The sequence below is a fragment of the Actinopolymorpha sp. B17G11 genome (genome assembly GCF_040196095.1).
Lineage (GTDB): Bacteria > Actinomycetota > Actinomycetes > Propionibacteriales > Actinopolymorphaceae > Thermasporomyces.
On sequence record NZ_JBEFTW010000035.1, the window covers coordinates 16,978 to 41,976 of the forward strand.

The window sequence follows — 24,999 nt, forward strand, 5'->3', positions numbered from 1 at the left end:
CGCAGCAGAATCGCCGGCATGCGCCACTGGCTCGTTGGTACGCAGGAAGTCGGCGCCAACGACTTCGCCGCCGTCCGCGAGGTGCGCACCGGCTCCTGGGTGGGCAGACGGCACCACCGCCAGGGCATCGCCACTCAGATGCGGGCCGCCGTCCTTCATCTCGCCTTCGCCGGCCTGGGTGCGGAGTCGGCAAGGTCAGAGGCATTCACCGACAACCCGGCGTCCTTGGCGGTGTCGCGCAAGTTCGGCTACGAGCCAGACGGAACCTCGCTCCGCGCGCGTCGCGGCGTACGCGCCACGCAGCAACGGCTGCACCTCACCAGGGAGCGCTGGGAACGGTTCCAGACGGGTCCGGCGGGAATGCCGGTGTGGATCGACGGGCGGGAGCCATGCCTACCGCTCTTCGGCTTGGAAACAGCGACCGAGCCGAACGGCTGATTCCCGCAACCCCTCCTACCGGCCACCCGTACGCCCCGCCACCCCGCATACCGGCCACCGCCACCGCACACGCCGGAATCTCGCGCCGGACGCCCAGATGGCCGCGACGGGCCAAGGGCGGATGCTGGACGGTCGGGGCGGAGCCCGCAAGCATGGACGGTCGAGCCGGTACGCCGACGCACACGAACCAGGAGTGACACATGTCCGACGACCAGGCCCGCGCACGTTCCCGCAGGGTCGTGGTGTTCGGCGTCGACGGGGTGCGCTATGACACCCTGCAGGCGGCGCACACACCACGCATCGACGCGATCGGGGCGCAGGGGTTCCTCACACCGCTCCGGGTCAACGCCGCCGGACCGACGATCTCCGGGCCCTGTTGGTCGACCATGGCCACCGGCGTCCTCGCTCCGACGAACAACATCGCCAACAACGACATGCGCGGACACCGGCTGGACGAGCATCCCGACTTCCTCACCCGCGTACGCCAGGAGATTCCCGGGGCGCGGACGTACGCCGCCGCGAACTGGCCACCCCTGGTGAGCGAGGCCCAGGGTGGGCCGATCTTCCGCGGCGGCGGAGATCTCGTCGTCGAGCACCCCGACCACGGCATCGAGGAGTGGGAGGTCGCGGAGACCACCGTGGCCGCCGACGCGGTCAAGGTCCTCGGCAGCGAGGACATCACGGCGGCGTTCGTCTACTTCGGCAGCCCCGACGGCATCGCGCACGAGTTCGGCGTCTGCCCCGACTACACGGCCGCGATCGAACGCAGTGACGCACGGATCGGCCAGGTGCTCGACACCATCCTCGCCCGGCCCACGGCCGCCCAGGAGCATTGGACCGTCATCGTCGCGACCGACCATGGACACGTCGACGCGGGCGGGCACGGCGGCGACTCCCCCGAGGAACGCACCGCCTGGATGGCCGCCTACGGCCCCACGGTCCCGACCACCGCGCCCGCCGACCTCGAACAGGCCGACGTGTGCGCCCAGGTGCTCACCTCGCTCGGGATCCCGCTCGATCCCTCGTGGGAACTGGTCGGCCGCCCCTTCACCCGGTGATCATGATCGTGATCATGAAGGGAAAGTGGGCCATGTGCCGAAAATCCTTCATGATCATGGGGCCCGGCGCCCCTAGCGCCGCCGGGCAGCCAGCCTCACTCCCACGCGAAACCGACACCTTGCGGGGCGAGCGCGCAACCGTCCTCCAGTCGCGGGTACGCATCGGGCGATGACCGCAGGCCGGTCTCGAGCCAGATCGCGGTCGGTGCGGCCAGTAACAGGCTGAGCGCGGCCGGGCCTCCGCCGTGGGAAGCGTACGGAATGTCGAAAGCCGCGGCGAGCGCACCGACCGCCCGGATCTCGGTCGGGCCACCCGCGCGGCGCAGGTCCGGTTGCACGATGTCGCAGCATCGCCCCTCGAAGAAGTCCCGGAACTCCCTTGCTCCATAGAGGTTCTCGCCCGCCGCCACCGGTATGGTGAGCCGGCGGGTGAGCTCGGCGTAGCCCGCGAAGTCCCCTGCCCGCAGGGGTTCCTCGAACCACGTCAGACCCATCGCCTGGTACGCCTCACCGCGGCGCAGCGCCTCGCTCACGGTCAGGACCTGGTTGGCATCGACCATGATGGCGATGTCGGGACCCACCTCGGCGCGGACGGCCTCGATGCGCTGAACGTCCTGGTCGAGTGGCCCGTCGCCCACCTTGATCTTCACACCGCGAAATCCGTCGCCGACAGCGGCTACGCACTGCTGGCGCAACTCGTCGAGGCTGAAGTTTGCCCACCCCACCATGGCATACGCCGGAACCCGGTCGCGATAGGCACCCCACAGCCGATAGGTCGGCACGCCATGCGCCTTGCCCAGCAGGTCCCAGAGCACGACGTCGACCACGCTGATCCCGAACGTCGTGAGCCCGGAGCTGCCGTGGTACTCGGTTTCGACCTTGAGCGCTTCGATGATCGCGCCGATCTGCTCGGCGTCGGCACCGACGACCTTCGGCGCCAACTCCTCCTCGATCAGCACCGCCAGGGTGCGGGGCGCCCCGTCGCCACGCCCGAACGACGTCCGTGCCTCGCCGACAAGGCCGTCGTCCGCCTCGACTTCCACCAGGACACTGCCGCCGCCACTCAGCGTCTGTAACGCGTCCCGGATCGGTCTCGCCGAGTGGGGCCGCCGTTCGTAGCTGACCCGGATCTCCTTGACTCGCACAGCTTCCTCACCCTTCCCTTTCGGCCAGCCGGCGTACGACATCATCATCGAGTTCGACGCCGAGTCCGGGCTTCCCGGATGCCCGCATGCGGCCGTTCTCGACCAGGACGGGCTCGGTCCAGATCGGCCACTCGTCGCGTAGCGGATGCGGCTCGATGTTGTACTCCTGTGGATACACGCAGTTCGGCGTACTCATCCACAGATGCAGATGGGCGAGGGTGCCGATCGTCGGCTGGGTGTTGTGGACCGTGATCGGCTTGTTGAACGTCTGGGCGAGCGCGGCGATCTTCACGAACTCCGTGATGCCGCCGCACTTGATGACGTCGGGCTGCAGGATGTCGACCTGCGCCCGCAGGATGAGGTCCCGGAACTGCCACCTCGTGTATTCCTGCTCTCCCGCCGCGATGGGAATGTCCACCGCCGCGGCGAGCGCGGCATAGCCGTCGTAGTCGTGTGCGGCCAACGGCTCCTCGAAGTGCCACACGCCATAGTCCTCCAACCGGCGGGCGATTTTGATCGCCGTGTGCGGGTAATAGGAGTTGTTGACGTCGACCAGGATGTCGAAGTCCTGCCCGACCGCCGCCCGCATCTCCCGCACCGTGTCGAGGGTCTGGTCGAAACCGTCGTCGTACATCCAGGGCGTCGCCGAGTGGATCTTGTACGCCCGATAACCCTGCTCGGCGAAGGACACCGCCCGCGCGGCCTCCTCCGCGGGCGTCATCCCGCGTTGCATGGAGCTGGCATAGACCTCGGGTGCCTCGCGAAACTTCCCACCCAGCAGGTCATGGACCGGCTTTCCCGCCACCTTGCCGGCGATGTCCCACAGCGCGATGTCGATGCCGGCGATCGCGTTGAGCTGCGCGCCCATCGGCCCGAGCTTGTAGGGCTTGTGGTACATCGCGTGCCACAGGCGTTCGATGTTCGCCGGGTCCTCGCCGACGACGATCGGCGCGAGTGCCTTCTCCACCAGCGTGTGGGTCACCGCGGCGTTCATCGGGCTGACCTCACCGACGCCGGTCACCCCCTCGTCGGTGTGGACCCTCACCAGGTGATAGCGCCCGAGCAGGACGATCGATTCGACTCTCGTGATCCGCATAGACTCCTCTACTCCCGTTCAGATGACTCCGTCATGGTCCTGGCGGTTCCAGGCCGCTGTCCTATGAGTGGTGGGAGGTTCGACGCTCGAGAAGGCGTCGAACCTCCCACAACTCGTGGCCGGCCAGGGCAACGTGCTCATCCGCTGCCGCTTGCGAGCGCCTTCTCCACTCGGTCCTTCACCTCACCGAGGGCTTCGGCCGCCGACTTCTGGCCGCTGTAGATCAGGTCGAGCTGGGGACGAAGTTGCAGAGCAGGGCGAGAACCAACCCGAAGGCGATGCTGAAGAGCCCGGTCCAGTCGGTGGGCGAGGCGTAGAGCGAGACCACGACCGGAACGAACTGGAACGCGATGACGCCGAAGATCACCGGCCCGATGAACAACCATCCGACCAGTGCGCGGCGGCCACCGCGGCGCGCCGCGACCGGGACTGGTCCGGCCTCGATCCGGGATGTCATAGGGCCTTCCGCTGCAACGGAGTGCGAAAGGGCGAAGTAGATTCGCGCCCTGGATTGGCTATTTCGTCAACCTGAAAACATTTCGGATAGGCGAGCGTCGATAACGCTAGTCGCGGCCCGCGAGGAGGGTCAAGGCTACGCAACCACCTCTCCGTTGGCCGATTCCTGCCGAGCCGCTCGCAGTGTGTCCGCTCCACGTCGGACGCAGCGACGACGCCGCCAACGGCCGCCCGCGTCTCGCGCTAGTCGAGGTCTCGCAGGAAGCCCGGCTCCGACGACGGCGATGGTGAAGGCAGTGCGAGCCGCTCGCAGAGAACCGTCTGGCACCGCATGAGCAGGTCGGCCAACTCCTCCACCCGCGCCGCGCTGAGACGGGCCGTCGGAACCGCCACCGAGATGGCGTCCCGCGGCGGCGACCGGTCGGGAACCGCGACGGCGACGCACCCCAGGCCCTGGTCGCTCTCCTCCCGTTCGGTGGCGTAGCCGAGCTTGCGCGCCTTGGCCAGGTCGCGAAGCAACCGGTCCACGCTCGTTCGGGTGCGTTTCGTGAGAGCGGGCAGCGCGTCACCGAGGATCGCCCGGATCTCCGCATCCGAGCGCCGCGCGAGGATCGCCTTGCCCAATGCCGCGGCATGGGCGGGAATCCGCCGACCGATGGCGGAGTGGATGCGCAACGAGTGATGGGAGTCCCGCTTGGCCAGGTAGACGATGTGTTCCCCGTCGAGCCGCCCGTAGTGCACGGTCTCACCCGTCTCCTCGGCAAGCCGGTCGAGTACCGGCTCGGCCCTCACCAGGACGTCGTCGGATCGGGCGTAGGACGAACCCACCCGCAACGCCTCGACACCGATTCCGAAGCGGATTCCCGTCTCGTCTGTCTCGAGCCAACCCCGGCGCTGCATCGTCCGCAGGATCGCGTGCAGGCTGCTGACGGGAATGTCGAGTTCCCGGCTGATCTCGCTGAGCGTCCGAGGGCGGCCGCTGGCGGCGAGCCATTGGAGGATCGCGAGAACCCGGTCGGCCGACTTCACCGGCCGAAATCGCGGCTCCGTCATCGCACAACCACCTTCGATACCTGGTCGAACGTTGCCTGTCGTCGAAAGGCCGGCGGTCGCGCCCGGCACCGGCCACGTCGTGGCCCGCGTCTTGCCGCTCCGCAGAGCGCCGGACTACGCTGCCAGTGCTCGCCCGGCTATTCGTATATGCGGATGCAATTCGAATATGCGAAATGTTTCGAGTAGGAAAGCTACTGAACCACCAGCCTGCAGGGCAACAGATCGCGGCATGGAATGCGGCGACGGACCGAGACTCCGCAACAGATCAGGCAGCGCCGGCGGAGCCGGATGTGTCCGCGGTAGGACTGGTTGCTGCAGAAAGATGACGCGCCGATGGAAGGGTGCCAGCACACCGATGAAGATCGCGAGCATCGAGACATTCCTTGCTGATCAGATCGCCATCGTCCGGGTCAGGACCGACGACGGCGCCGAAGGGATCGGGCAGACGTCGCCCTACCGCGCGGGCATCACGGTCCACGTCCTTCACGACATGGTGGCACCGCACTTCCTCGGCCAGGATCCCTGGGATCTCGAAGCACTTGTCGAACGCTGCGTCCGCAAGGAGTACAAGTTCCCCAGCTCGTTCCTCTACCGGGCCCTGTGTGGCGTCGACACCGCGTTGTGGGACCTGCTCGGAAAGGTGACCGGCCAACCGGTCTACAAGCTGCTCGGAGGCGGAGTGCGGGAAAGCGTCCCGATGTACGCCTCCAGCATGAGCCGGGCGATCACTCCCGAAGCCGAGGCGGAGCGGTTGTTGCGCCTGCGGGAGGAGCAGGGCTTCCGCTGCGCGAAGATCCGGATCGGCGATGTCATGGCAAGTGACCGTGACGCGGCTCCCGGGCGTACCGAGAAGATCATCCCGCACATCCGCCAGGCGATGGGTGACGACTTCGACATCAACGCCGACGCCAACAGTGGCTTCACCGTGTCACGGGCGATCCGGGTCGGTCGCATCCTCGAGGACAACGGCTACTTCCACTTCGAGGAACCCTGTCCCTATCCCGAGCTGGAGAGTTCCGCGCAGGTGGCGGCGGCACTCGACATTCCCGTGGCCGGTGGCGAGCAGGACAACTCACTCGTCCAGTTCCGCCGGATGATCGCCATGCGGGCGGTCGACATCGTGCAGCCCGACATCGGCTACCTCGGCGGCGTCGCACGGGCCCGCCGGGTCGCCAGGATGGCAGAGGACGCAGGCATCCCGTGCACGCCGCACTGCGCCAACCAGTCGATGCTGCAGTTGTTCACCCTGCATGTGGCCGCGTCAATGCCAGCTTGCCACCAATACCACGAGTGGAGCATCGAGGACGTCCCCTGGACCAACGGGGTCTACGAACCCATGCTGCGGGTGGTCGACGGTGCCGTCGCCCTACCCGCCACTCCGGGTTGGGGAGTCGAGATCCTGCCGGAGTTCCTGCGCACCACCGAACGCCAGGTGTCCACGCTGTAGGACGGTCGCGGGCGATGCTTCGCGGGCGACCTGCCATCCAAGGTCGCCGCTTCAGCAATAGCTCACCCAACGGACCTGCATCAGGTCCGCGATCGCATCGAAGTCGGCGTCCTTGTGGACGAGGATCGCGTCATTGCGCAAGGCGACCGCGCCGATCAGACAGTCCATGAGCTTGCGTACGGTGCGCCCTGACGAACGTGCGTCACGGCAGAGCGCAGCGGCGTGATGGACGTCGAGATGCGTGGCGACGGACAGCACCGGAAGTCCTGCCAGCATCTTCCCGATCTGATCGAGGGCACGGCTTCCGTGTGCTCCCGCGAGAAGTTCCATGACCACGTGCACGGCAATCGGCCCCGCCCTACCCCGCTGGTCGGGGCATGGCGAGGCCGATCCACGGATGTCTTCTAGTGGGCCGCCTTCAGCTTGGTGGCGAGGTTCTCGGCGAGTGCTCCGAGGAACTCGTCCGTCGTGAGCCACGAGGTGTCGCCGCCGACCAGCAGCGCGAGGTCCTTGGTCATCTTCCCGGACTCGACGGTCTGGACGCACACCTGCTCCAGCGTGCGCGCGAACTCCGACACCGCAGGAGTACCGTCCAACTTGCCGCGGTGAGCGAGCCCGCGCGTCCACGCGAAGATCGACGCGATCGGGTTGGTCGAGGTCTTCTCGCCCTTCTGCCACTGCCGGAAGTGCCGCGTCACGGTGCCGTGCGCCGCCTCCGCCTCCACGGTCTTGCCGTCCGGCGTGAGCAGCACGCTCGTCATCAGGCCGAGCGATCCGAAGCCCTGCGCCACGATGTCGGACTGCACGTCACCGTCGTAGTTCTTGCAGGCCCAGACGAAGCCGCCCTCCCACTTCAGGGCCTGGGCCACCATGTCGTCGATGAGCCGGTGTTCGTAGGTGATGCCGGCCTGCTCGAACTTGCCCTTGAACTCCGACTCGAACACCTCGGCGAACAGATCCTTGAACCGGCCGTCGTACGCCTTGAGGATCGTGTTCTTCGTCGAGAGATAGACGGGGAAACCGCGCTGGAGCGCGTAGTTGAACGACGCCCGGGCGAAGTCGCGGATCGAGTCGTCGTAGTTGTACATCGCCATCGCGACACCGCCGCCGGGGTACTTCGCGACCTCGAACTCCATCGGCTCGCTGCCGTCGTTCGGCGTGTAGGTCACCGTGAGCTTGCCCGGCCCGGGCACGACGAAGTCGGTCGCGCGGTACTGGTCACCGTGGGCGTGGCGGCCGATGATGATCGGCTTCTTCCAGCCCGGGACAAGGCGCGGGATGTTGTCGATGATGATCGGCTCGCGGAACACCACGCCACCGAGGATGTTGCGGATCGTGCCGTTGGGCGAACGCCACATCTGCTTGAGACCGAACTCCTCGACGCGCGCCTCATCCGGCGTGATCGTCGCGCACTTCACGCCCACGCCGTGCTTCTTGATCGCGTTGGCGGCATCGACGGTCACCTGGTCATCGGTCGCGTCCCGCCGCTCGATGCCGAGGTCGTAGTAGTCGAGCGGTACGTCGAGATAGGGCAGGATCAGGTGGTCCTTGATCGCCTGCCAGATGACACGGGTCATCTCGTCGCCGTCGAGTTCGACGACCGGGTTCTTCACACTGATCTTCGACAAGGGGGCTCCTCCGCCGCAAAGGTGGTTGGGGGTATGGCTTCAGAGATTCTGGACTTCGCTCTGTCGTGGGACGACTCCGCTGGCCGCCTCGAATCCGGCCGGCTCGGCCTCGGAAAACCCGGTTTCGACCACCCTACGTACGACGTCGCGACCGGGCACCGCCAGGACACCCCGGTGACCCGACTCGACACGCCCGCGGGCAGGGCAGCGACGACCGGCCGCGCACGTGCGGGTCTCCGGAACCATTGTCCCGCGTCGGGCGCCGCGCGTGAGCTTTTGGGCCGCTCCGATCCGGACATTCACCGCGTACGGCCCAGGAGGGACCATCACGGATGGGGCACCGGTGACCGCGGCGCCAGGCGCGGGCCTGACGATCTCCGTGAGCGCGATGGTCATGTTCCGGCCTCCGCGGGGTCCGGGCCCGAAAACCGAGCGGTACGAAAGATGTCTTGGTGTCGAGATATCTTGCCGGGGAGCCTAGCCGAGGCGGGACGCTGGCGACAGGCCGGGGGTCGCGCGGTGGCGGGTCAGCGGATGTCGGGGACGGCCACAGCGAGCAGCAGCGCCACCACGCCCATCACCGTGAGGGTCACGACGTCCGTCGTCCGGCTGCGAAGGACGAGCAGCCCGGCGCGGCGGGTGGTGAGCACCAGCCGGAATGCGGCGGCGAGCAGGACCGACAGCGCCAACAGCAGGGTGCCGGGACGGAAGTCCACCACGATGACGGTGATCAGCGAGACGAAGATGCCCGTCAGTACGACCAGCAGAGGCCACTGGCGGCGTGGCCATGGACGGATGGGAGGAAGGGGACGTCCCGGCTCGCGCTTCCACCGGCCCCACAACGCCTGCCGGAGTCCTGGCGCCCGGGGTGGCCTGCCGGCGCCTGCGCCAGGGCTCCGGGTGGAGCCAGCGCTTGTCTCCGTCTGAGGCACAACTCCGGAGCCCGGCTGGTCGACCATCGGTGGGTCCTCCTGGCGCCGACGAACGCGACTGCAGAGTCGCAGGTTACCCGCCGGACCACGGCCATGACGACAGGACCCACCCACACGGGGACGACCCCTTGGCGCACGAAGCCCGGCCCGGGCGTGAGCACCGCTCACCTCCCGGGCCGGGCTTGGTACGCCGAGGATCCCCCGATCCCCCGGAATCCTGGAATCCCGGGGACCCCGACTCAGGAGCCGCCGGCCTTCTCGGCCTTGCCGCCGTCACCGGTCGCCGCGAACCAGACATCGCCCAGCCCGTGGCCCTTGATGTCGCCGGGGGCCCTGTCCTCGAAGTAGTAGTAGAGCGGCCAGCCGTTCACCGCGACCTGCTTCGTACCGTCCTTGCGGGTGAAGGTGCTGACGAGACCCGGATCCACACAGTCCTCGACCACATCGAGACCGTTGTCGGCGAGGACCGGTGGCCACTTCTCGTTGCACTCCGGGTCTCCCTCGCAGGCACTCGTGCCCGCGTTGGGCTCGTCCGCCTCGAACCGGTACATCGTCCGGCCTTCGCCGTTCACCAGGATCGTCTCGGTGAACGCTCCCAGCTTGGTGTCGGTCAGCACCGTGGCGCCCGACTTCTGCTTCTCCGCCTGCTCAGTCGTCAAGGCCTTGGCCCCGGTCGGTGCCATCACGAACCACCGGCCATCCTTGCCCTGGCCGGTCAGGTCACCCGGCTTCGTGTCACCAACGAAGGTGTACGCCGGCCAGTTCTTGATGGTGAGCTGCTTGGTGCCGTCCGGCCGGTCCAACGAACCCACCAGCGCCTCGTCGACGCCCTTGACCGCGGTGATCTGGTCGGCCGGCACAGGGTTCCACACCTCGGCACATTCCTCGTCACACCCGCTCGTGGGCGGATCGTTCGAGTCGTTGTCGAACCGGTAGATCGGCTTGTCGTCGGCAGCCTGCAGGTAGTCGGTCCACCCATCCTGGCGGGTGGTCTCGATGACGACCGGGACCTCAGGCCCTGGCCAGGGACCTTCGTCGCCCGCGGCTGCCGGCTCGGCGGTCGAGGCCGTCGGCGTCGGCGTGGCCGTTTCGGTGGTCTCCTGATCGCCGCCGGCGCCGGAGTTCGTGGTGGCGATCTCCGGTCCACACGCCGACAGCGCGAGCACACCAGCGACCAGCACGGCGACCGGTGCACAGACAATCTGACGAGGCTTCATGGTCGGTCCAACTCTCCTGGGTGTTCGGTGGCAGGGCGCGGACTCATCGCCTACTGACGTACGCCCGTCGCTTCACGGCGGCCGCATCTGGGCGCGACGGTCGGCATGCGGACGTACGCCGGAACGCTGCACACCGAACGCTGGTGGCCCCGGCGCCGGAGCGGGCGAACGGCCGCGTGGTCACGCCGTGCCGGCCTGGTGGGCCGGTGCGGTGAACCGGTGTGTGACGCTGGCCGCTCGCCCGGTGAGGGACGGTCCTTACATCTGTCCGTACGCGGGAACTGGCGGAGATGGTTCACGGGGTCGCGTATCGCTGCACCGGCCGCGGGCCTACGCGCTTCGTGGCCGGTCAGGTGAGCTCGTCGAGCCTGCGGTAGTAGTCGATGCGCGGGTCGTCGGGATCGCCGCCGTACCTCTCGAGGAAGCGGGCAGCATGACCCGGCCCGTACTGTGGGTTCAGCTCGACCGACGCGATACTCCCCGTCGCGATGCCCAGGTCGTGGTAGCGGTCGGCGACGCCCAACCACCCCAGGTCGATCAGGCCCGTGACCTCGAGGGTCTCGGGATCGAGCAGGACGTTGGGAACGCAGTAGTCGCCGTGGCAGACCACCAGATCCTCATCTGCCGGCCGCGTACGCAACAGTTCGGCGAGTAGCGCGCCCCGGTCCTGCGCCCACCGCCAGGGCTCCATCGCCGCGCTCGCCTCGTCGACCACGCCGGCCTCGACGGCGGCACGTTCCTGACCGAGCCGGACGTCGAGCCGGCGGTCGAACGGGCACCCCTCCAGCGGCAGCGCATGCAGCGCCCGGAGCGCGTCGGCGAGCGCATCGATCACCGACACCCGCTGGTGAACTGGCCACGGTGCCGACGCCTCCCGGCCGGGCACACTCGTCATGACGAGCCAGCCGACCTCGACCGCTTCCGGAGATGTCGTCGGGCTGGTGGACAGACAGGTCTCGGTCCCGGCGGCGACGAGTTCGGGCCCTGGGATCCCGGTCGAGGACAGCCAGCGGATCCGTTCCGCCTCGACGCCCAGATGGGAGCGACTGCCCAGGTGCTGCGGCACGACTGCCACCTTGGCGTAGAGCTCCGGCCCGGTCGTCCCAGTGAGCTCGTACGTCGCCGCCCCGGAGAAGCCGTGGTGCACCCGCGTCCATTCGTACTCCGCGAATCGGGTACGCAGGGAACGCACCACGCGCTGGACCAGCTCACCCACGCCGCCATCAAACCCGACGTGTCAACCGGGATACGCCGCCGGCCTCAGTGGAAGAAGTGGCGCGTGCCGGTGAGATAGAGTGGTACGCCAGCCGCCTGAGCCGCCGCGATCACCTCGTCGTCGCGGACGGAGCCACCCGGCTGCACGACGGCCCGTACGCCCGCGTCGAGCAGAACCTGCAGCCCGTCGGCGAACGGGAAGAACGCATCCGAGGCCGCCACCGACCCGGCCGCCCGCTCACCCGCCCGGGCAACCGCCAGCTTCGCCGAGTCGACCCGGTTGACCTGCCCCATGCCGACCCCGACGGCCGCGAGGTCGGAAGCCAGCAGGATCGCGTTGGACTTCACCGACCGGACCGCCAGCCAGGCGAACACGAGGTCGGCCAGCACGTCCTCGGACACCGGCTCGCCCGCCGCCAACCGCCAACCCGACGGACTGTCACCCGGCTCCTGCACGGTGTCCACGCTCTGCATCAGCAGGCCACCTGAGACGGGCCGTACCTCCATGCCACCGCGGGCGGAAGGTCCGCACCGGAGCAGCCGGATGTTCTTCTTGCGCGAGAGGACCTCCAGCGCGCCCGGCTCGAAGTCCGGCGCCACGAGCACCTCGGTGAAGACCTCGGCCACCTTCTCCGCCATTTCCACCGAGACCGGCTGGTTCGTCGCGATCACCCCGCCGAACGCCGACACCGGGTCGCACGCGTGCGCCTTCGTGTACGCGTCGGCGACGTTGGACGCGATCGCGATCCCGCACGGGTTGGTGTGCTTGATGATCGCCACCGCAGCGGGCTGGAAGTCGTAGACGGCACGCCGCGCGGCATCGGCGTCGACGTAGTTGTTGTACGACATCTCCTTGCCGTGCAGCTGTTCTGCCTGGGCGAGCCCGTGCGCGGCGACGGAGCCGGCACGGTACAGCGCCGCCCGCTGGTGCGGGTTCTCGCCGTAGCGCAGGACCGACTCCCGCTCCCACGTCGCGCCCACCCATGCCGGGAAACCGCTGCCGTCGTCGGTCGGCGCATGCACGTTGCCCATCCACGACGCGACGGCCACGTCGTAGCTCGCCGTGTGGATGAACGCCTCGACCGCCAGCCGCTTGCGCTGCTCGAGCGTGAAGCCGCCCGCCGCCACCGCCGCGAGGACGTCGGCGTAGCGGTCCGGTGAGGTCACCACGGCAACGGAGGCGTGGTTCTTGGCGGCTGCGCGGGTCATCGCGGGACCGCCGATGTCGATCTTCTCGATCACCTCGTCCGGGCCAGCCCCGGACGCGACGGTCTCCGCGAACGGATAGAGATTGGACACCAGCAGGTCGAACGCCGCGACGTCGAGGTCGGCCAACTGCCGCACGTGGTCGGGATTGCCCGTGTCCGCCAGCAGACCGGCATGCACCCGCGGATGCAGCGTCTTCACACGGCCGTCGAGGCACTCCGGGAACCCGGTCAGCTCCTCGACCCGGGTGACGCTCACGCCGGCGGACTCGATCGTCGCGGCCGTCGTACCGGTCGACACGATCTCCACGCCCGCATCGGCGAGCCCTCGGGCGAGCTCGGTCAACCCGGCCTTGTCATAGACGCTGACCAGCGCGCGGCGGATCGGCCGGCGTCCTTCGGTGGCGGCGTCGTTTCGGGGGGCGTTCACGGGATGGTGACCTTTCTGCCCTGGACGGTGAAGCCCAACCGCACCATCGCGCCGATCGTGTCGACGAGCTGCCGGCGTTCGGCGCCTTTGATGCGTTCGGTCAGAGATTCTTCGGTGTCGTCGTCTTCGACGGGTACGGCGACCTGCGCGATGATCGGGCCCGCGTCGACTCCCTCGTCGACGACGAAGAGTGTCGCACCCGCCACGCGTACGCCGTAGGCCAGCGCGTCACGCGGCCCGTGCATGCCGGGGAACGCCGGAAGCAGGGAGTTGTGGCTGTTGACGTAACGTCCGCCGAACACCGCCAGGAACTGCTTGCCGACCAGCTTGAGGAACCCCGCCGAGATGACCAGATCGGGTTCGTACGCCTGCACGCGTTCGGTGAGCGCGGCGTCCCATTCCTCCCGGCTCGGGAAGTCCCGCACCCGAAGGGTGAAGGTCGGGATACCGGCGCGTTCGGCGCGGGCCAGCCCGCCGGCGCTGTGACGGTCGGCGCCGACCGCGACCACGGTCGCGCCGTACGCCGGCTCCCGCGTGGCGTCGAGCAGCGCCTGCAACAGGGTGCCGGTACCAGAGAGCAGGACGACGAGACGGGCAGTCAGAATGGGCTCCTCGCTGCTGGGGATCACCTGCTGGAACGGCGTGCGTAAACGGCGTCACAGCCCGGTGACCCGGGGCGCGTACACGTGGAGTTGGACGTTCCGTCACGATAGCGGTAGCCGACAATGACGACAGGAGAAGCCCCTGTGAGCAGTCCCGAGGAGCGTCCTGACGCGGCGGACAGCCCGGAGGCCAAGATCGCGGACGAGCTTTCGCTCGCGCCGATACCGGCGGAGGGTACGACGGCGCCACCCGATGCCGAGCGGGTCTTCGCTCGGCCGCCCGCCTCGTCGGCTTACGCCCGGATCGTCACAGCGTCGGCCCAGCCCTCCGGCCAAGGCGCCGCGAAGCCGACCGACGGTCCGCACGCGTCTCCGGGCGGCGACGGGACCCACCGGCCCCCGGTCCACAGCGAGTCGACCGGCGGCAACGCCGGCGGCAGCTCAGGTGGACCGCCCGGCAGCAGCGCTGGCGGGAAGTTCGGCGACAGCTCGGGCGGCCACGGTGCTCCCCACGCTCCCCACCATCAGCCCCCGGCTCCGCCGACCGAGGACGAGCAGAAGCGGATCCGCAACCGTGGCCGGCTCGCCATCCTGTTCGGACTCACCGGACTGGTGGCGAGCGTGCTGGCGTTCCCGCTCGGTCTGCTCCTCGGGATCGCAGCGATCGTCTGCGGCGCCCTCGCGCGCCGGGCTGCCCGCCTTCACCGCGTCCCCGTGCCCGGGGCTACTCCAGGCCTCGTGCTGGGCATCGTCGCCACACTGTTCGCCAGCATCCTGACCGCGACGGCGGTGGTGTTCTGGGACGAGGTGGTCGAGTACCAACAGTGCTTTTCCGGCGCCAACACCCAGACCGCTCGCGACTCCTGTCAGCAGCGTCTGGAAGAACGCATCATCGACCGCGTCGGCCCCCTGAACACCCCCCGCTGACCCTGGCCCGACCCCCCCCCGCATGGGATCTACCAGCCGGGGTCAGGCCCACGCTCACCGCAGGTCAGCGGAGCCCCGCGCCCGAGCCCATTCCCACATCCGCAACGCCAGGACACCGACGGCTCCGGCGATCCCGAGGGTGCTCACCGCGACGACTCCGGACTCCAGTGCCGACGGACCGACCTCGGCCAGGCGCCCGGGCCCGGCGGAGCCGCTCGAAACCGCCACGGCCGCGGTGAACATCACCCCTCCGGCGAGCCCGGCGAGGCCGCCGCGCAGGGTCGCCGCGTCGATGCTGTACGCCGGATAGCAGCGGATGGCGGCGAGCCCGGCGACAACCCCTGCCGCGATCGGGATCACGAGAACGCCCATCACCCAGCCGGGTGGGTTCTCGGTCACCGGAAGCGCCGCCAACAGGGGAAACGCCGGAAGCGGGCCGAGTGCGACACCGGTCGGCGCCACTACCGTGGCCGTACCGACCGCGAACCCGGGTCCCAGCGCGTACGTCCCTGCGTACACCGCCGCATTGGGCACGTACGCAAGGCACATCCCCAGGAGTACCGGCAAGCCGCTGATGCCGGGTGCGAGTCCGGCCACCAGCTCACCCAGCCGACCGAGGTGCACGACCAGCGAGCAGGCGACGAGCAGCATCCCGCCGGCGACCAGACAGCTGATGCCCGCGACACCACCGTAGAGGGCCGCCCGCACGTCCTCCGGCACACGTCGCCACGCCCGGACACCGTGCCCACTCACCCGGACGACACCCGCACCACCGGCCACGCCCGCCAGCACACCGGCGTGGACGAACGCCCGCAGCACGTCCGGCGCCGCGTCGCCGGTCCGGGCCAGGATCGCTATCAGGGCCGCGAGTCCGCCGTACGCCGCAGCCAGGACGAGCAGACCGGCACACACCTGGGTGACCCGGCGGACCTCGCTCGTACGACCGACCCACGCGCCGGCCCGGCAGAGGAGGACGAAGGGAAGCAGCGACAGCCCGAGCGGCGCCAGGCTGAAGGCACCACCTGGTAGGGCGACCGGCACCATGTGGGCGAGCAGCCACGCGTCCACGCCGACCCGGAATGCGTCCGGGGCAGTTCCGCCCGCCGTGACGAACCACGCGACGACCGCGACGGCGGCGCAGGGAAGCGCCCCCGCGAGTGCGGCCCAGCCGGCCGCCAGCAACGCGCCAACGGCCGCGGGCCGCGGGTGATCAGCCACCCGCGGGTGCTCCGGAACGCCCGCCGAGGGACGCGTGAGTACGCCGGCCATCGCCTCATGCTCGCAGTCCGGATCAGGTCCTCCGGCCCGAGACACGCCGCTGAGGCGCCCGAACCAGCTAGATTTCCGCCACCGGGATTCACACCCGCCAAGGGACGGGGCACTCGGAGGGTGCCGCGTCGTTATGGATAGGTTCGTACCTGCACATACTCTCAGCTGCGGTTGGTCACATGCCGGTGTCGCAGCGTGTGCCAGGAAGGCCAGTGCAACCTCAGGCTGCGGTGCGGTGTCATGTGGAGTGAAAGTCGGCAGAGTGGCGGAGGGCTCATGGCGGATGCCGACGAGTTCGACGCCTTCTACCACGCTACCCGGCAACGGCTCCTCCACCAGATGTATGCGATGACCGGAAACCTGGCTGACGCCCAAGACTGCGTTCAAGAGGCTTACGCGCGTGCCTGGCAACACTGGGCGCGTGTCTGCGACCACGCCAACCCCGAAGCGTGGCTCCGTACTGTCGCTTGGCGCATCGCGGCCAGCCGCTGGCGCAAGATCAAGAACGGGATCGCGGCGATGGCTCGCCACGGGCCGCCGGTCTACGCGCCAGAACCCAGTCCGGACAACGTGGCGCTGGTTGCGGCGCTGAAAGAAATACCTGAGGCACAACGCCGAGCGATCGTGCTGCACCACCTCGTCGGGCTCTCCGTCGAGGAGGTGGCGCACGAGACCGGCGTGGCGACCGGCACTGTCAAGGCCAGGCTTTCACGGGGGCGCACTGCACTCGCCGAACTCCTGCGAGAGGGCAGCCCGTACGAAAGCTCCGCAGAGGAGACGCAGAATGCCCGCTGACTTCGAGCGTGAGGTGACCGAACACCTGTCGCTCCTGCGCGGTGATGTCGACCAGGTCTCCTGGCGCGACGAAACCGCCGTGCGTGCCCACGGCGCGCGGCGCCAGCTGCGACGCACGGCAACCGCCGGTCTCGCCGTCGTGGCCAGTGTCGGCGCGATCGGCTACGGCGCGGTCGTCGGCATGCCAGGTGACCCGGTCACGCTGGCCAACCCTTTCCTTGCCGCGTCACCGTCCGATGCCGACAAGGCGCCCGCGCCCTCCGGGCGCCAGGGCTCGCGGTCGGCGTCGGACACCGAGGACGAGCCGCCGTCGGGATGGCCGTTCGTTCCGGATCCGACGGCACCCAGGTCGCACCTGCCAGGAGACCCCGGTTCGGCCGTTCCGCCGACGCCGGGGCCGGAACCGCACTCGACCTCTCCGGATGTCTCTCCCAGCGAGACTCCGGCGCCCACGTCCTCCGACACCCCGACGGCGAGTCCCACCCCGCCGGAGTTCACCGTACGGCTGCTCGTCGGTCCCGAGATGCCGAAGGTCAACGACTCGTCCAACACCTGGAGCGCTACCGGCACCAGCGAGGACGAGGGTGCGACGCCGACCTCGGTCTGCCAGTCCGGCGATCTCGCGAGCCTTGGCGCCTCAGCCGCGGTCCGGCGAAACTTCGACTGGGGAACTGACGGCACCGTCACCGGTGTGAACGTCGTCGGAGCCTTCGCCTCAGAAGCAGACGCCACCGCGGCCTACGACACCTACACCTCGTGGCTCGGAAGCTGCACCTGGGGTACACCGCACGGACCCACGGACGTCACCGTCTCCGGCGGCACGGCGAGCTGGTGGTGGTTCGGCCACGACAACGGTGACTCGACCGGCGAGATCGAGGTCGTCGGCCTGGTCCGGACCGGGGCGTTGTTGTCCGTGGTTGTCTGGCACGAAAACGGGCAGGACTTCATCTACGACACCGACCCCATGGCGCCGGTCCTGAAAGCCAGCGCTGACCGCCTCGCCCCCTGAGGCCGCGGCGACTGGGGTTACCCCCACAGCTGTCCGATGACCGTAACCGCAGGCATCCATCGACGGCGTACGGCTCGAGCAGGGCCCTCGCCTGCTGGTCGAACGATGCCTGCGACGTAAGGGACATCCGGCCCATGAGTTGTTGGAGGTTCGTCGGGATAGAAGGCGACGACGCTCCAACAGCCCAGGAGGCGATGCGCTCAGGCGAGGCTCTCGGCGATCTCGCGGACGAGGCGCGCGGTCTCGCTCGGCGTCTTGCCCACCTTCACCCCACACGCCTCGAGCGCTTCCTGCTTCGCCTGCGCGGTGCCCGACGAGCCGGACACGATCGCGCCCGCGTGCCCCATCGTCTTGCCCTCGGGCGCGGTGAAGCCGGCGACGTAACCCACGACGGGCTTCGAGACGTGGTCGCGGATGAACTCCGCGGCCCGCTCCTCCGCGTCGCCACCGATCTCGCCGATCATCACGATGACGTCGGTCTCGGGGTCGTTCTCGAACGCTGCCAGCGCGTCGATGTGCGTGGTCCCGATGATCGGGTCGCCGCCGATACCGACCGAGGTCGAGAAGCCGATGTCGCGGAGTTCGTACATCATCTGGTACGTCAGCGTGCCCGACTTGGACACCAGGCCGATCCGGCCCGCACCGGTGATGTCGGCGGGGATGATGCCAGCGTAGGACTTGCCTGGCGACGCGACGCCAGGACAGTTCGGCCCGATGATGCGGGTGTGACCCGACCGCTGCGCCCTGGCGAAGAACTCCGCCGTGTCGTGGACCGGGACCTCTTCGGTGATGACGATGACGAGCGGCATGGCCGCATCGATCGCTTCGTTCACGGCGGCCTTGGTGAACGCCGCCGGTACGAAGACGACGCTCACATCGGCGCCGGTCTCCTTCATCGCCTCGGCCACGCTGCCGAACACCGGCAGTGAGGCACCCTCGACCTCGACCTTCTGGCCGGCCTTACGGGGGTTCACACCGCCGACGATCTGGGTGCCGGCGCGCAGCATCTTCCGGGTGTGGACGAGGCCTTCGGAGCCGGTCATCCCCTGGACGATGACCTTGCTGTTCTCAGTGAGGAAAATCGCCATCGCTGGTCCGTCGCTCCCTACTGCGCCGTCACTTGGGCCGTCACTTGGGCCGTCACCTGGTCGTTGCGGCAAGTTCGGCCGCGCGGTGCGCGGCACCGTCCATCGTCTCGACCTGTTCGACACCGGACAGGTTCGCGTCGGCAAGGATCCGCCGGCCGAGGTCGGCGTTGTTGCCGTCCAGACGTACGACGAGCGGCTTCGACACCGCCTCACCCCGCTCCGCCAGGAGGGCGAACGCCGCCACGATGCCGTTCGCGACCGCGTCGCATGCCGTGATGCCGCCGAACACGTTGACGAAGACCGCGCGGACGTCCGGGTCGGACAGCACGATCTCCAGGCCGTCGGCCATCACCTCGGCCGAGGCGCCGCCGCCGATGTCGAGGAAGTTCGCCGGCTTGACCGGATCGCCGTTGGCCCGCGTGCCGTCGGCAGCGAGGTCCTGACCGGCGTACGCCACGACGTCGAGGGTGCTCATCACGAGACCCGCGCCGTTGCCGATGATGCCGACCTCGCCGTGGAGCTTGACGTAGTTGAGGTCCTTCTCCGCCGCACGCTGCTCGAGCGGGTCGGCGGCGGCCTTGTCTTCGTACGCCGCATGCTCCGGATGCCGGAAGCGCGCGTTGTCGTCCAACGTCACCTTGCCGTCGAGCGCCTCCACGGCGCCGTCGGCGAGCTTCACCAGCGGATTGACCTCGAGGAGGGTGGCGTCCTCGGCGATGAACGCCTGCCACAACGCGACGATCACCGGTACGGCCGGCTCCACGACGTCGGCGGGAAACTTCGCCGCGGTCGCGATCTCGCGGGCCTTCGCCTCGTCGACGCCGGTGAGCGGGTCGATCGCCACCTTGGCCACCGCATCGGGGTTGGTGTGCGCGACCTCTTCGATCTCGACACCGCCCTCGGCGCTGGCGATACAGAGGTACGAACGGTTGGCGCGGTCGACGAGGAACGAGAAGTAGTACTCCTCGCCGATGTCCGCGGCCGGTGCCACCAGCACCTTGCGTACCGTGTGGCCCTTGATGTCGAGACCGAGGATGTCGTCGGCCCTCTCCTGCGCCTCGGCCGGGTCTGCCGCGAGTTTCACGCCACCGGCCTTGCCGCGTCCGCCGATCTTCACCTGTGCCTTGACGACGACCGGGCCACCGAAGTCCTGCGCCGCGGCCTTGGCGTCGTCCGGGTTGTCGACGACTCGGCCGAGGGTGACCGGAACGCCATGCTGGGCGAAGAGTTCCTTCGCTTGGTACTCCATCAGGTCCACGAGCGCGCTCTTCCTGGTCGGTTCGCGTACGCCTGGCCCGTGCCGGCTCCGTGGTCGGAGCCCCTGCTCCCAGGCCCGGCCGCGAGCCTAACCCTGCTCGGGGCCGCCGTGACCGCCGGGTGCCGCCCAAGGGCGCGAGCGCGACCGCACAATTCCGGCCCGCGGAAAGTGAGAAATGCCCTGCGTTGTCCGGCACCAGGCACGCGGCCGACCGGGGCCACCATCGTGATCGACTAGTTTCTTCACACCGGCAACCCCATCCAGCGCTTGTGGGTCGTCCCTGACATACGAAAGGACACAGGCGAAAGCGGGTTCCCACCGGAGGTGTGGCGCTATGCCCACTCGTTCGCTCGCTGTGCTCGCCGCGATGATCTGGGTCCTCCACCCGTCGGCCTCAGCCTCTCCCCCACGTCGGCGGCCGATTCCTGCGGGACACGGACAAAGAGGAGTCCCGACTTCGACAACGACCGGAAGGGGCCCCGACCTCGCGATCGGCATCCCTCGTGAGGACCTCGGCACCCAGCCGGATGCCGGTGCGGTCGAGGTGAGGTACGCCGACCGCGGACCGCAGATCCCGTATCCGGCGGACTACCGCGCCGGCGACCGCTTCGGCACGTCGATCGTCACCGCGTACGTCGACGACGACACGCGCTCCGACCCCATCGTCGGTGCGCCGGGACAGGACGCCAACGGCCTGAGTGATGCCGGAGCGGTGCACATCTACCTTGGAGCCGACACGGGTCTGCGGTACTGGCGCAGGCTCGTCCAGGGCACCGACGGCGTACCCGGCGAGGCACAGGCCGGTGCACGGTTCGGGGAGAGCCTCGCGATCGGCGGTCATGGCCTTTCCCCGGCCGAACCGCACACTGAACGCCTGTACGTCGGCACACCCGGGCTCGCGATCGCGAATCTGGAAGCAGGAGACCGGTGCGCGGGAGATAGGCGACGGCTTCGGGACCGCCCTCGTCCGGGAGTGGTGACCCCGAGGAGGTGACCGCCCGGCGCGGCTCAGCTGGTCGCGCCCGATCCACCGGCGTACTCGGTGGCCTCGGCGACGTGTTCGCGTACCCAGCGGACGATCTCGTGGGTCGACGTGCCGGGCGTGAAGACCCTCGCGACCCCGAGTTCGGCGAGGGCCTCGATGTCCGCCTCGGGGATGATGCCGCCCCCGAACACCACGATGTCGTCGGCGCCGCGATCGCGCAGGAGTTGCATGAGCGTACGGAAGAGAGTCATGTGTGCCCCGGACAGAACCGAGAGACCGATGCCGTCGGCGTCCTCCTGGAGGGCGGTTTCCACGATCTGCTCGGGGGTCTGGTGAAGGCCGGTGTAGATGACCTCCATGCCCGCATCTCGCAGGGCACGCGCGACCACCTTCGCCCCGCGGTCGTGGCCGTCGAGGCCCGGCTTGGCGACGACAATGCGGATCGGCGCCCGGCTGGTCCGGCCGTCGTTCGCCGCCGTGTCCGGCTGAACGTCGTGCGGCTCGGCGTCCGGATTCGCGTCGTCCGCCGCGGAGGGGGAACTCGTGGTCTCGGCGCCTGTCATGTACCGGCTCCTCCATCGCACCCGGAAGCTGTCGTGGACCCGGAGCTCTGTGATCGCGCCCGGAAGGTGTCGTCGCGGCCCGGAGCACTTCGCTGCGCGGCCTCATCGACGTGCTGAACCTAAGGTATTCCGACCGCCGGGCGCCCGCCCAGCAAAGCACTGGGTAACAAACTGGCGGCAGTCGAACACTTTGTGTAGCGGCACGTCTCGCTATGTCCGGTTTATGAGGACTTTCTCAGACCAGATTCGGCATAATCGCCGCGGAGGCATTTGGCACAGCTTGATGCATCCGTTATCGTCTCCGCCGTTCCCTACCTTGCTCTCCAGTTGTTAGCCGTCGAGGAAGGTCTCATCCCTGTGGCCGAGGCAGCGAAGCACCGAGCTGCGCCTGCCAGCCGCTTTCGGCGCTCTGGTGCCACCCCTCCGGCCCCGCAGCCAGGTCGACGCATCCGCACGCAGTCGAGTAGTGCCGGCCCGGCAGTCCGGACGACGCCGAGCAGCCGCCCAGAGCGGGCCCGTCGACCTGAGCAGAGCACTCGACAGGAGCAGAGCGCACGACAGGAGCAGAGCGCACGACCGGACCGGGGTACTCGCCCGGACCTGGGCCGTGACGCGACCCGGCTCAACCAGGCGGCGCCACCCTACGGCCGCCCACCGACACCAGGGTGGCGCGAGAGCGAAGCTGGCCGTACCGGCGTGGGCAAACGCGCGGCGCGCGGTGACTGGAACAACCCGGCGCCCCGGTCGAGCCAACCGACACCTACGAATGGCCCCGAACGCACCAGCCAGCCTGGCCGCGGCATCCAGCCCGACCGCGGCATCCAGGTAGATCGGAGCCAGCCGGTCCGGGACACCCGCCAAACCGGCAGATCGAACGCGATAGGACTTCGGTCGAGCGCCGTGGCTGACCGGCGTCTCAGGTTGGCGAGCCCACCAGCCGCAACCCCGGTCGGACACCTCGACACCCCGACCATCCGCCAGTCCTCCCCATCTCCTCGCCACGAGCCCAGCGCCGCCCGCCACGAGCCCAGCGCCGCCCGCAAGGACTCCCCCGGAGCCCGTCACGACTCTTCGGCGAGCGCGAGTCAGCACGACGGCCGCCGCGACGGTCGAGACACCGCGACCACTCGCCAGGACGCGCTCACCGAAGGGCGCCTCCGGCCGGTTGGCCCGCGGGTCACGCTGCGCACGACGTCCAGCAACCCGCCCCGGACCGGCAGTGCGCTCGCGGGCAGGCGCAAGAAGCCCGGTACCCGCCGTCGTACGGCGACGGCCCGGGCCTTCCCGACCATTCCCGCCGTCGCGAGTGTCGCGACATTGGTCGCTGCTGCCTCCGGTGCCGTCACCCTGCACTCGGTCGCCGCGGCGGGTATCGACGACAACGCCCAGAAACCTCCGACCGGTGTCGCGCTCTCCCTCGGCCAGCTGCAGGACGCACGCAGTGCCGCGGCGGGTCGGGCTGACCGCTCCCGCGGTGGCGCGGCCAGCGTCGATCCAGGGATCGACGACTCCGACGCCCAGCGCGCGGCCGAGCTTCGGCAGGAGACCGAACGTGAACGCGCGGCCTGGGAGGCGCAGCGCACCCGTGAGCTCGAACTGATCGTGGACAAGGCTTCCGACGCCACGCGCGAGCAGGTCTTCGAACGCGCCATCCAGTGGTTCCTGCCGCTGCGCAGTTTCCGGACCTCCGCGGGCTTCGGTCAGTCCGGCGGCATGTGGAGTTCCGACCACACCGGCCAGGACTTCTCCGCGCCGATGGGCACCCCGATCCGAGCGGTTGGCGCTGGCGAGATCACCTTCGCCGGCTGGGACGGCCCTTACGGCAACAAGATCGTCGTACGCCATGACGACGGTACCGAGACGTGGTACTGCCACATGTCCGACTACGAATACACCAGCGGCTACGTGTCGGCGGGCACCGTCATCGGCTACGTCGGAAGCACCGGCAACTCCACCGGCCCGCACCTGCACTTCGAGGTACGCCCGGGCGGCGGCGACCCGATCGACCCCCTCCCCTGGCTGCGCGGGCTCGGCCTGCCGATCTGAGTCCGCCGCGAGCCGCTGTCCGGCGCCGTTCCACAGCCGCTCGGACGCGATCGCCGCACCGTCTGCCATCGCGGGCAGCTTTGCCCAGGTGATCGTGGGATGCACGGTCAGCGAGGTGGCGAACGTCGCGAACCCGCAGTCCGTACCGGCGATGACGTTCTCCCGCCCGACGAGTTCGGCGTAGGTGCAGATGCGCTGCGCGACGAGCTCAGGATGCTCGACGTAGTTGGTCGTGGAGTCGATGACCCCGGGAGTCAGCACCTTGCCCTCCGGCAGGCCGACGTCGGCGAAGAGTGTCCATTCGTGGGCGTGCCGTGGGTTGGCCGCCTCGAACGACAGGCCGGCAGGGCGGGCGGCGAGCACCAGGTCGAGGATGTCGGCCAGGGGTACGTCACGCGTGTGCGGTCCCTCGTAGTTGCCCCAACAAAGGTGCAGCCGTAGGTCGCTCTCCGGGATGTCGCGGGTGGCCTGGTCGAGTGCCTCGACGTGGAGGGCGACCCGGCCACGGAAGTCCTCGAGCGACTCGCCATCACGGTGGCGCCCCGCTGCGAGGTCCGGGCAGTCGAGTTGGAGGACGAACCCCGCGCGGTGGATCTCGTCGTACTCCACCTTCATCGCCTCGGCGAGCGCGAAGAGGTACGCCTCATCGCTGGGATAGTGCTGGTTGTCCAGGAATAGCGCGACCACTCCGGGCGAAGCGGCCGTCATGAACGCGTCGGCACCGACCGAAGCCCTCGACCACATCCGCGACGTCCACGCCGACGCGATCGGTGCCGCACGTCTCCGGATGCCGGCCGGGGCCGGATCACCAGGTCAGCGACAATCAGGCGGGTACGACTGGACATGGCCGCCCGGGGCGCCGCGCCGCCTTGCGTTCGTCCAGTGGCAGCTCAGCAGGTACGTCGTCGACTTCCTCAGGGCCGGCGACCTCCAACGGCTCAAGCGCTGCGCCGAGTGCCGCTGGATCTTCCTCGACGAGAGCCGGAACAACAGCCGGCGCTGGTGCAGCATGAAGGGCTGCGGCGCCCGCGCGAAGATGCGCCGCTACCGTGCCGGCCACGCCCGCACCGCCCCACGACCGTGAGCCTCAGGTCCGTACGCCGCAGAACCAATGCCTCAGGACCATCGGCCCACGGG

26 protein-coding genes are annotated in these 24,999 nt (G+C 69.1%); 11 read left to right on the top strand and 15 right to left on the bottom strand.

The genetic code is table 11. The annotated features are described in order from the left end of the window. The first annotated feature begins 18 nt into the window (after positions 1 to 18). Both ABN028_RS27815 and ABN028_RS27820 read left to right on the top strand, forming a co-directional pair. On the top strand, positions 19 to 438 hold the full coding sequence (locus tag ABN028_RS27815) for a GNAT family N-acetyltransferase (protein ID WP_349698676.1): 420 nt from the start codon (positions 19 to 21) through the stop codon (positions 436 to 438). Positions 439 to 638: 200 nt separating this feature from the next. Beyond that, on the top strand, positions 639 to 1,496 hold the full coding sequence (locus ABN028_RS27820) for an alkaline phosphatase family protein (protein WP_349326891.1): 858 nt from the start codon (positions 639 to 641) through the stop codon (positions 1,494 to 1,496). Positions 1,497 to 1,591: 95 nt separating this feature from the next. Here the strand turns inward: ABN028_RS27820 and ABN028_RS27825 are convergent, their stop codons facing one another. From ABN028_RS27825 to ABN028_RS27840, 4 genes are all read right to left on the bottom strand, one after another. Continuing rightward, positions 1,592 to 2,641, bottom strand: coding sequence for a mandelate racemase/muconate lactonizing enzyme family protein (locus tag ABN028_RS27825; protein ID WP_349698677.1), 1,050 nt, complete (start codon positions 2,639 to 2,641; stop codon positions 1,592 to 1,594). Positions 2,642 to 2,648: 7 nt separating this feature from the next. Beyond that, the gene (locus tag ABN028_RS27830; protein WP_349698678.1) at positions 2,649 to 3,737 is read right to left on the bottom strand and encodes a mandelate racemase/muconate lactonizing enzyme family protein; all 1,089 of its coding nucleotides are present in this window, start codon (positions 3,735 to 3,737) and stop codon (positions 2,649 to 2,651) included. Between the two features lie 223 nt (positions 3,738 to 3,960). After that, positions 3,961 to 4,194 carry a hypothetical protein gene (locus ABN028_RS27835; protein ID WP_349698679.1) on the bottom strand — a complete coding sequence of 78 codons (234 nt, stop codon included), beginning with the start codon at positions 4,192 to 4,194 and terminating at the stop codon, positions 3,961 to 3,963. Between the two features lie 242 nt (positions 4,195 to 4,436). Next, positions 4,437 to 5,246, bottom strand: a complete 810-nt coding sequence (locus tag ABN028_RS27840; protein ID WP_349698680.1) for an IclR family transcriptional regulator — start codon at positions 5,244 to 5,246, stop codon at positions 4,437 to 4,439. 355 nt (positions 5,247 to 5,601) lie between these two features. Here ABN028_RS27840 and ABN028_RS27845 point away from each other — a divergent pair, with 355 nt between their 5' ends. Beyond that, the gene (locus ABN028_RS27845; RefSeq protein ID WP_349326884.1) at positions 5,602 to 6,693 is read left to right on the top strand and encodes a mandelate racemase/muconate lactonizing enzyme family protein; all 1,092 of its coding nucleotides are present in this window, start codon (positions 5,602 to 5,604) and stop codon (positions 6,691 to 6,693) included. Between the two features lie 51 nt (positions 6,694 to 6,744). Here ABN028_RS27845 and vapC read toward each other — a convergent pair whose 3' ends face one another. From vapC to purN, 7 genes are all read right to left on the bottom strand, one after another. Further along, positions 6,745 to 7,023: a type II toxin-antitoxin system VapC family toxin gene (gene vapC, locus ABN028_RS27850; protein WP_349698681.1), complete on the bottom strand. Its 279-nt coding sequence runs from the start codon at positions 7,021 to 7,023 to the stop codon at positions 6,745 to 6,747. 74 nt (positions 7,024 to 7,097) lie between these two features. Beyond that, positions 7,098 to 8,321, bottom strand: a complete 1,224-nt coding sequence (locus tag ABN028_RS27855; protein WP_349698682.1) for an NADP-dependent isocitrate dehydrogenase — start codon at positions 8,319 to 8,321, stop codon at positions 7,098 to 7,100. Positions 8,322 to 8,848: 527 nt separating this feature from the next. Continuing rightward, entirely contained in the window at positions 8,849 to 9,280 is a 432-nt protein-coding gene (locus tag ABN028_RS27860) for a DUF3017 domain-containing protein (protein WP_349326879.1), read from the bottom strand. Between the two features lie 212 nt (positions 9,281 to 9,492). Continuing rightward, a complete protein-coding gene (locus ABN028_RS27865) occupies positions 9,493 to 10,470 on the bottom strand; it encodes a hypothetical protein (RefSeq protein WP_349698683.1) in 978 nt (325 codons plus the stop codon). 349 nt (positions 10,471 to 10,819) lie between these two features. Then, on the bottom strand, positions 10,820 to 11,677 hold the full coding sequence (locus ABN028_RS27870; RefSeq protein ID WP_502879218.1) for an APH(3') family aminoglycoside O-phosphotransferase: 858 nt from the start codon (positions 11,675 to 11,677) through the stop codon (positions 10,820 to 10,822). Positions 11,678 to 11,730: 53 nt separating this feature from the next. Continuing rightward, entirely contained in the window at positions 11,731 to 13,320 is a 1,590-nt protein-coding gene (gene purH / locus ABN028_RS27875; RefSeq protein WP_349698685.1) for a bifunctional phosphoribosylaminoimidazolecarboxamide formyltransferase/IMP cyclohydrolase, read from the bottom strand. Then, on the bottom strand, positions 13,317 to 13,949 hold the full coding sequence (purN, locus tag ABN028_RS27880) for a phosphoribosylglycinamide formyltransferase (protein ID WP_349698686.1): 633 nt from the start codon (positions 13,947 to 13,949) through the stop codon (positions 13,317 to 13,319). The genes purH and purN overlap by 4 nt, the downstream gene beginning before the upstream one ends. A gap of 117 nt (positions 13,950 to 14,066) precedes the next feature. On the opposite strand from purN, the gene ABN028_RS27885 reads away from it, so the two are divergent. Further along, a complete protein-coding gene (locus ABN028_RS27885; RefSeq protein ID WP_349698687.1) occupies positions 14,067 to 14,849 on the top strand; it encodes a DUF4190 domain-containing protein in 783 nt (260 codons plus the stop codon). 54 nt (positions 14,850 to 14,903) lie between these two features. Here ABN028_RS27885 and ABN028_RS27890 read toward each other — a convergent pair whose 3' ends face one another. After that, positions 14,904 to 16,118, bottom strand: coding sequence for a cell division protein PerM (locus tag ABN028_RS27890; RefSeq protein ID WP_349326872.1), 1,215 nt, complete (start codon positions 16,116 to 16,118; stop codon positions 14,904 to 14,906). A 276-nt stretch (positions 16,119 to 16,394) separates the two neighbouring features. Here ABN028_RS27890 and ABN028_RS27895 point away from each other — a divergent pair, with 276 nt between their 5' ends. Together ABN028_RS27895 and ABN028_RS27900 are read left to right on the top strand one after the other, a co-directional pair. Continuing rightward, positions 16,395 to 16,913 carry a SigE family RNA polymerase sigma factor gene (locus ABN028_RS27895; protein ID WP_349326871.1) on the top strand — a complete coding sequence of 173 codons (519 nt, stop codon included), beginning with the start codon at positions 16,395 to 16,397 and terminating at the stop codon, positions 16,911 to 16,913. Beyond that, positions 16,903 to 17,922 carry a hypothetical protein gene (locus ABN028_RS27900; protein WP_349698688.1) on the top strand — a complete coding sequence of 340 codons (1,020 nt, stop codon included), beginning with the start codon at positions 16,903 to 16,905 and terminating at the stop codon, positions 17,920 to 17,922. The genes ABN028_RS27895 and ABN028_RS27900 overlap by 11 nt, the downstream gene beginning before the upstream one ends. Positions 17,923 to 18,122: 200 nt before the next feature. Here the strand turns inward: ABN028_RS27900 and sucD are convergent, their stop codons facing one another. Next, positions 18,123 to 19,010, bottom strand: coding sequence for a succinate--CoA ligase subunit alpha (gene sucD / locus ABN028_RS27905; RefSeq protein ID WP_349326869.1), 888 nt, complete (start codon positions 19,008 to 19,010; stop codon positions 18,123 to 18,125). Positions 19,011 to 19,062: 52 nt separating this feature from the next. Further along, complete coding sequence (gene sucC / locus ABN028_RS27910; protein ID WP_349326868.1) at positions 19,063 to 20,268, bottom strand: ADP-forming succinate--CoA ligase subunit beta; 1,206 nt, start codon at positions 20,266 to 20,268, stop codon at positions 19,063 to 19,065. Positions 20,269 to 20,602: 334 nt separating this feature from the next. Here sucC and ABN028_RS27915 point away from each other — a divergent pair, with 334 nt between their 5' ends. Next, a complete protein-coding gene (locus ABN028_RS27915) occupies positions 20,603 to 21,262 on the top strand; it encodes a hypothetical protein (protein ID WP_349698689.1) in 660 nt (219 codons plus the stop codon). 14 nt (positions 21,263 to 21,276) lie between these two features. On the opposite strand, the gene ABN028_RS27920 is transcribed toward ABN028_RS27915, so the two are convergent. Further along, entirely contained in the window at positions 21,277 to 21,816 is a 540-nt protein-coding gene (locus ABN028_RS27920) for a cobalamin B12-binding domain-containing protein (RefSeq protein ID WP_349326866.1), read from the bottom strand. Between the two features lie 900 nt (positions 21,817 to 22,716). Here ABN028_RS27920 and ABN028_RS27925 point away from each other — a divergent pair. The 4 genes from ABN028_RS27925 to ABN028_RS27940 all read left to right on the top strand — a co-directional run bounded on the left by ABN028_RS27925 (position 22,717) and on the right by ABN028_RS27940 (position 24,946). Then, positions 22,717 to 23,862 carry a M23 family metallopeptidase gene (locus tag ABN028_RS27925; RefSeq protein WP_349698690.1) on the top strand — a complete coding sequence of 382 codons (1,146 nt, stop codon included), beginning with the start codon at positions 22,717 to 22,719 and terminating at the stop codon, positions 23,860 to 23,862. Between the two features lie 99 nt (positions 23,863 to 23,961). Beyond that, positions 23,962 to 24,303, top strand: a complete 342-nt coding sequence (locus ABN028_RS27930) for a hypothetical protein (protein WP_349698691.1) — start codon at positions 23,962 to 23,964, stop codon at positions 24,301 to 24,303. A gap of 45 nt (positions 24,304 to 24,348) precedes the next feature. Continuing rightward, complete coding sequence (locus ABN028_RS27935) at positions 24,349 to 24,540, top strand: hypothetical protein (RefSeq protein WP_349698692.1); 192 nt, start codon at positions 24,349 to 24,351, stop codon at positions 24,538 to 24,540. 28 nt (positions 24,541 to 24,568) lie between these two features. Further along, positions 24,569 to 24,946 (top strand): CGNR zinc finger domain-containing protein, encoded by a 378-nt coding sequence (locus ABN028_RS27940; RefSeq protein WP_349698693.1) that lies wholly within the window; start codon positions 24,569 to 24,571, stop codon positions 24,944 to 24,946. Positions 24,947 to 24,999 lie beyond the last annotated feature (53 nt).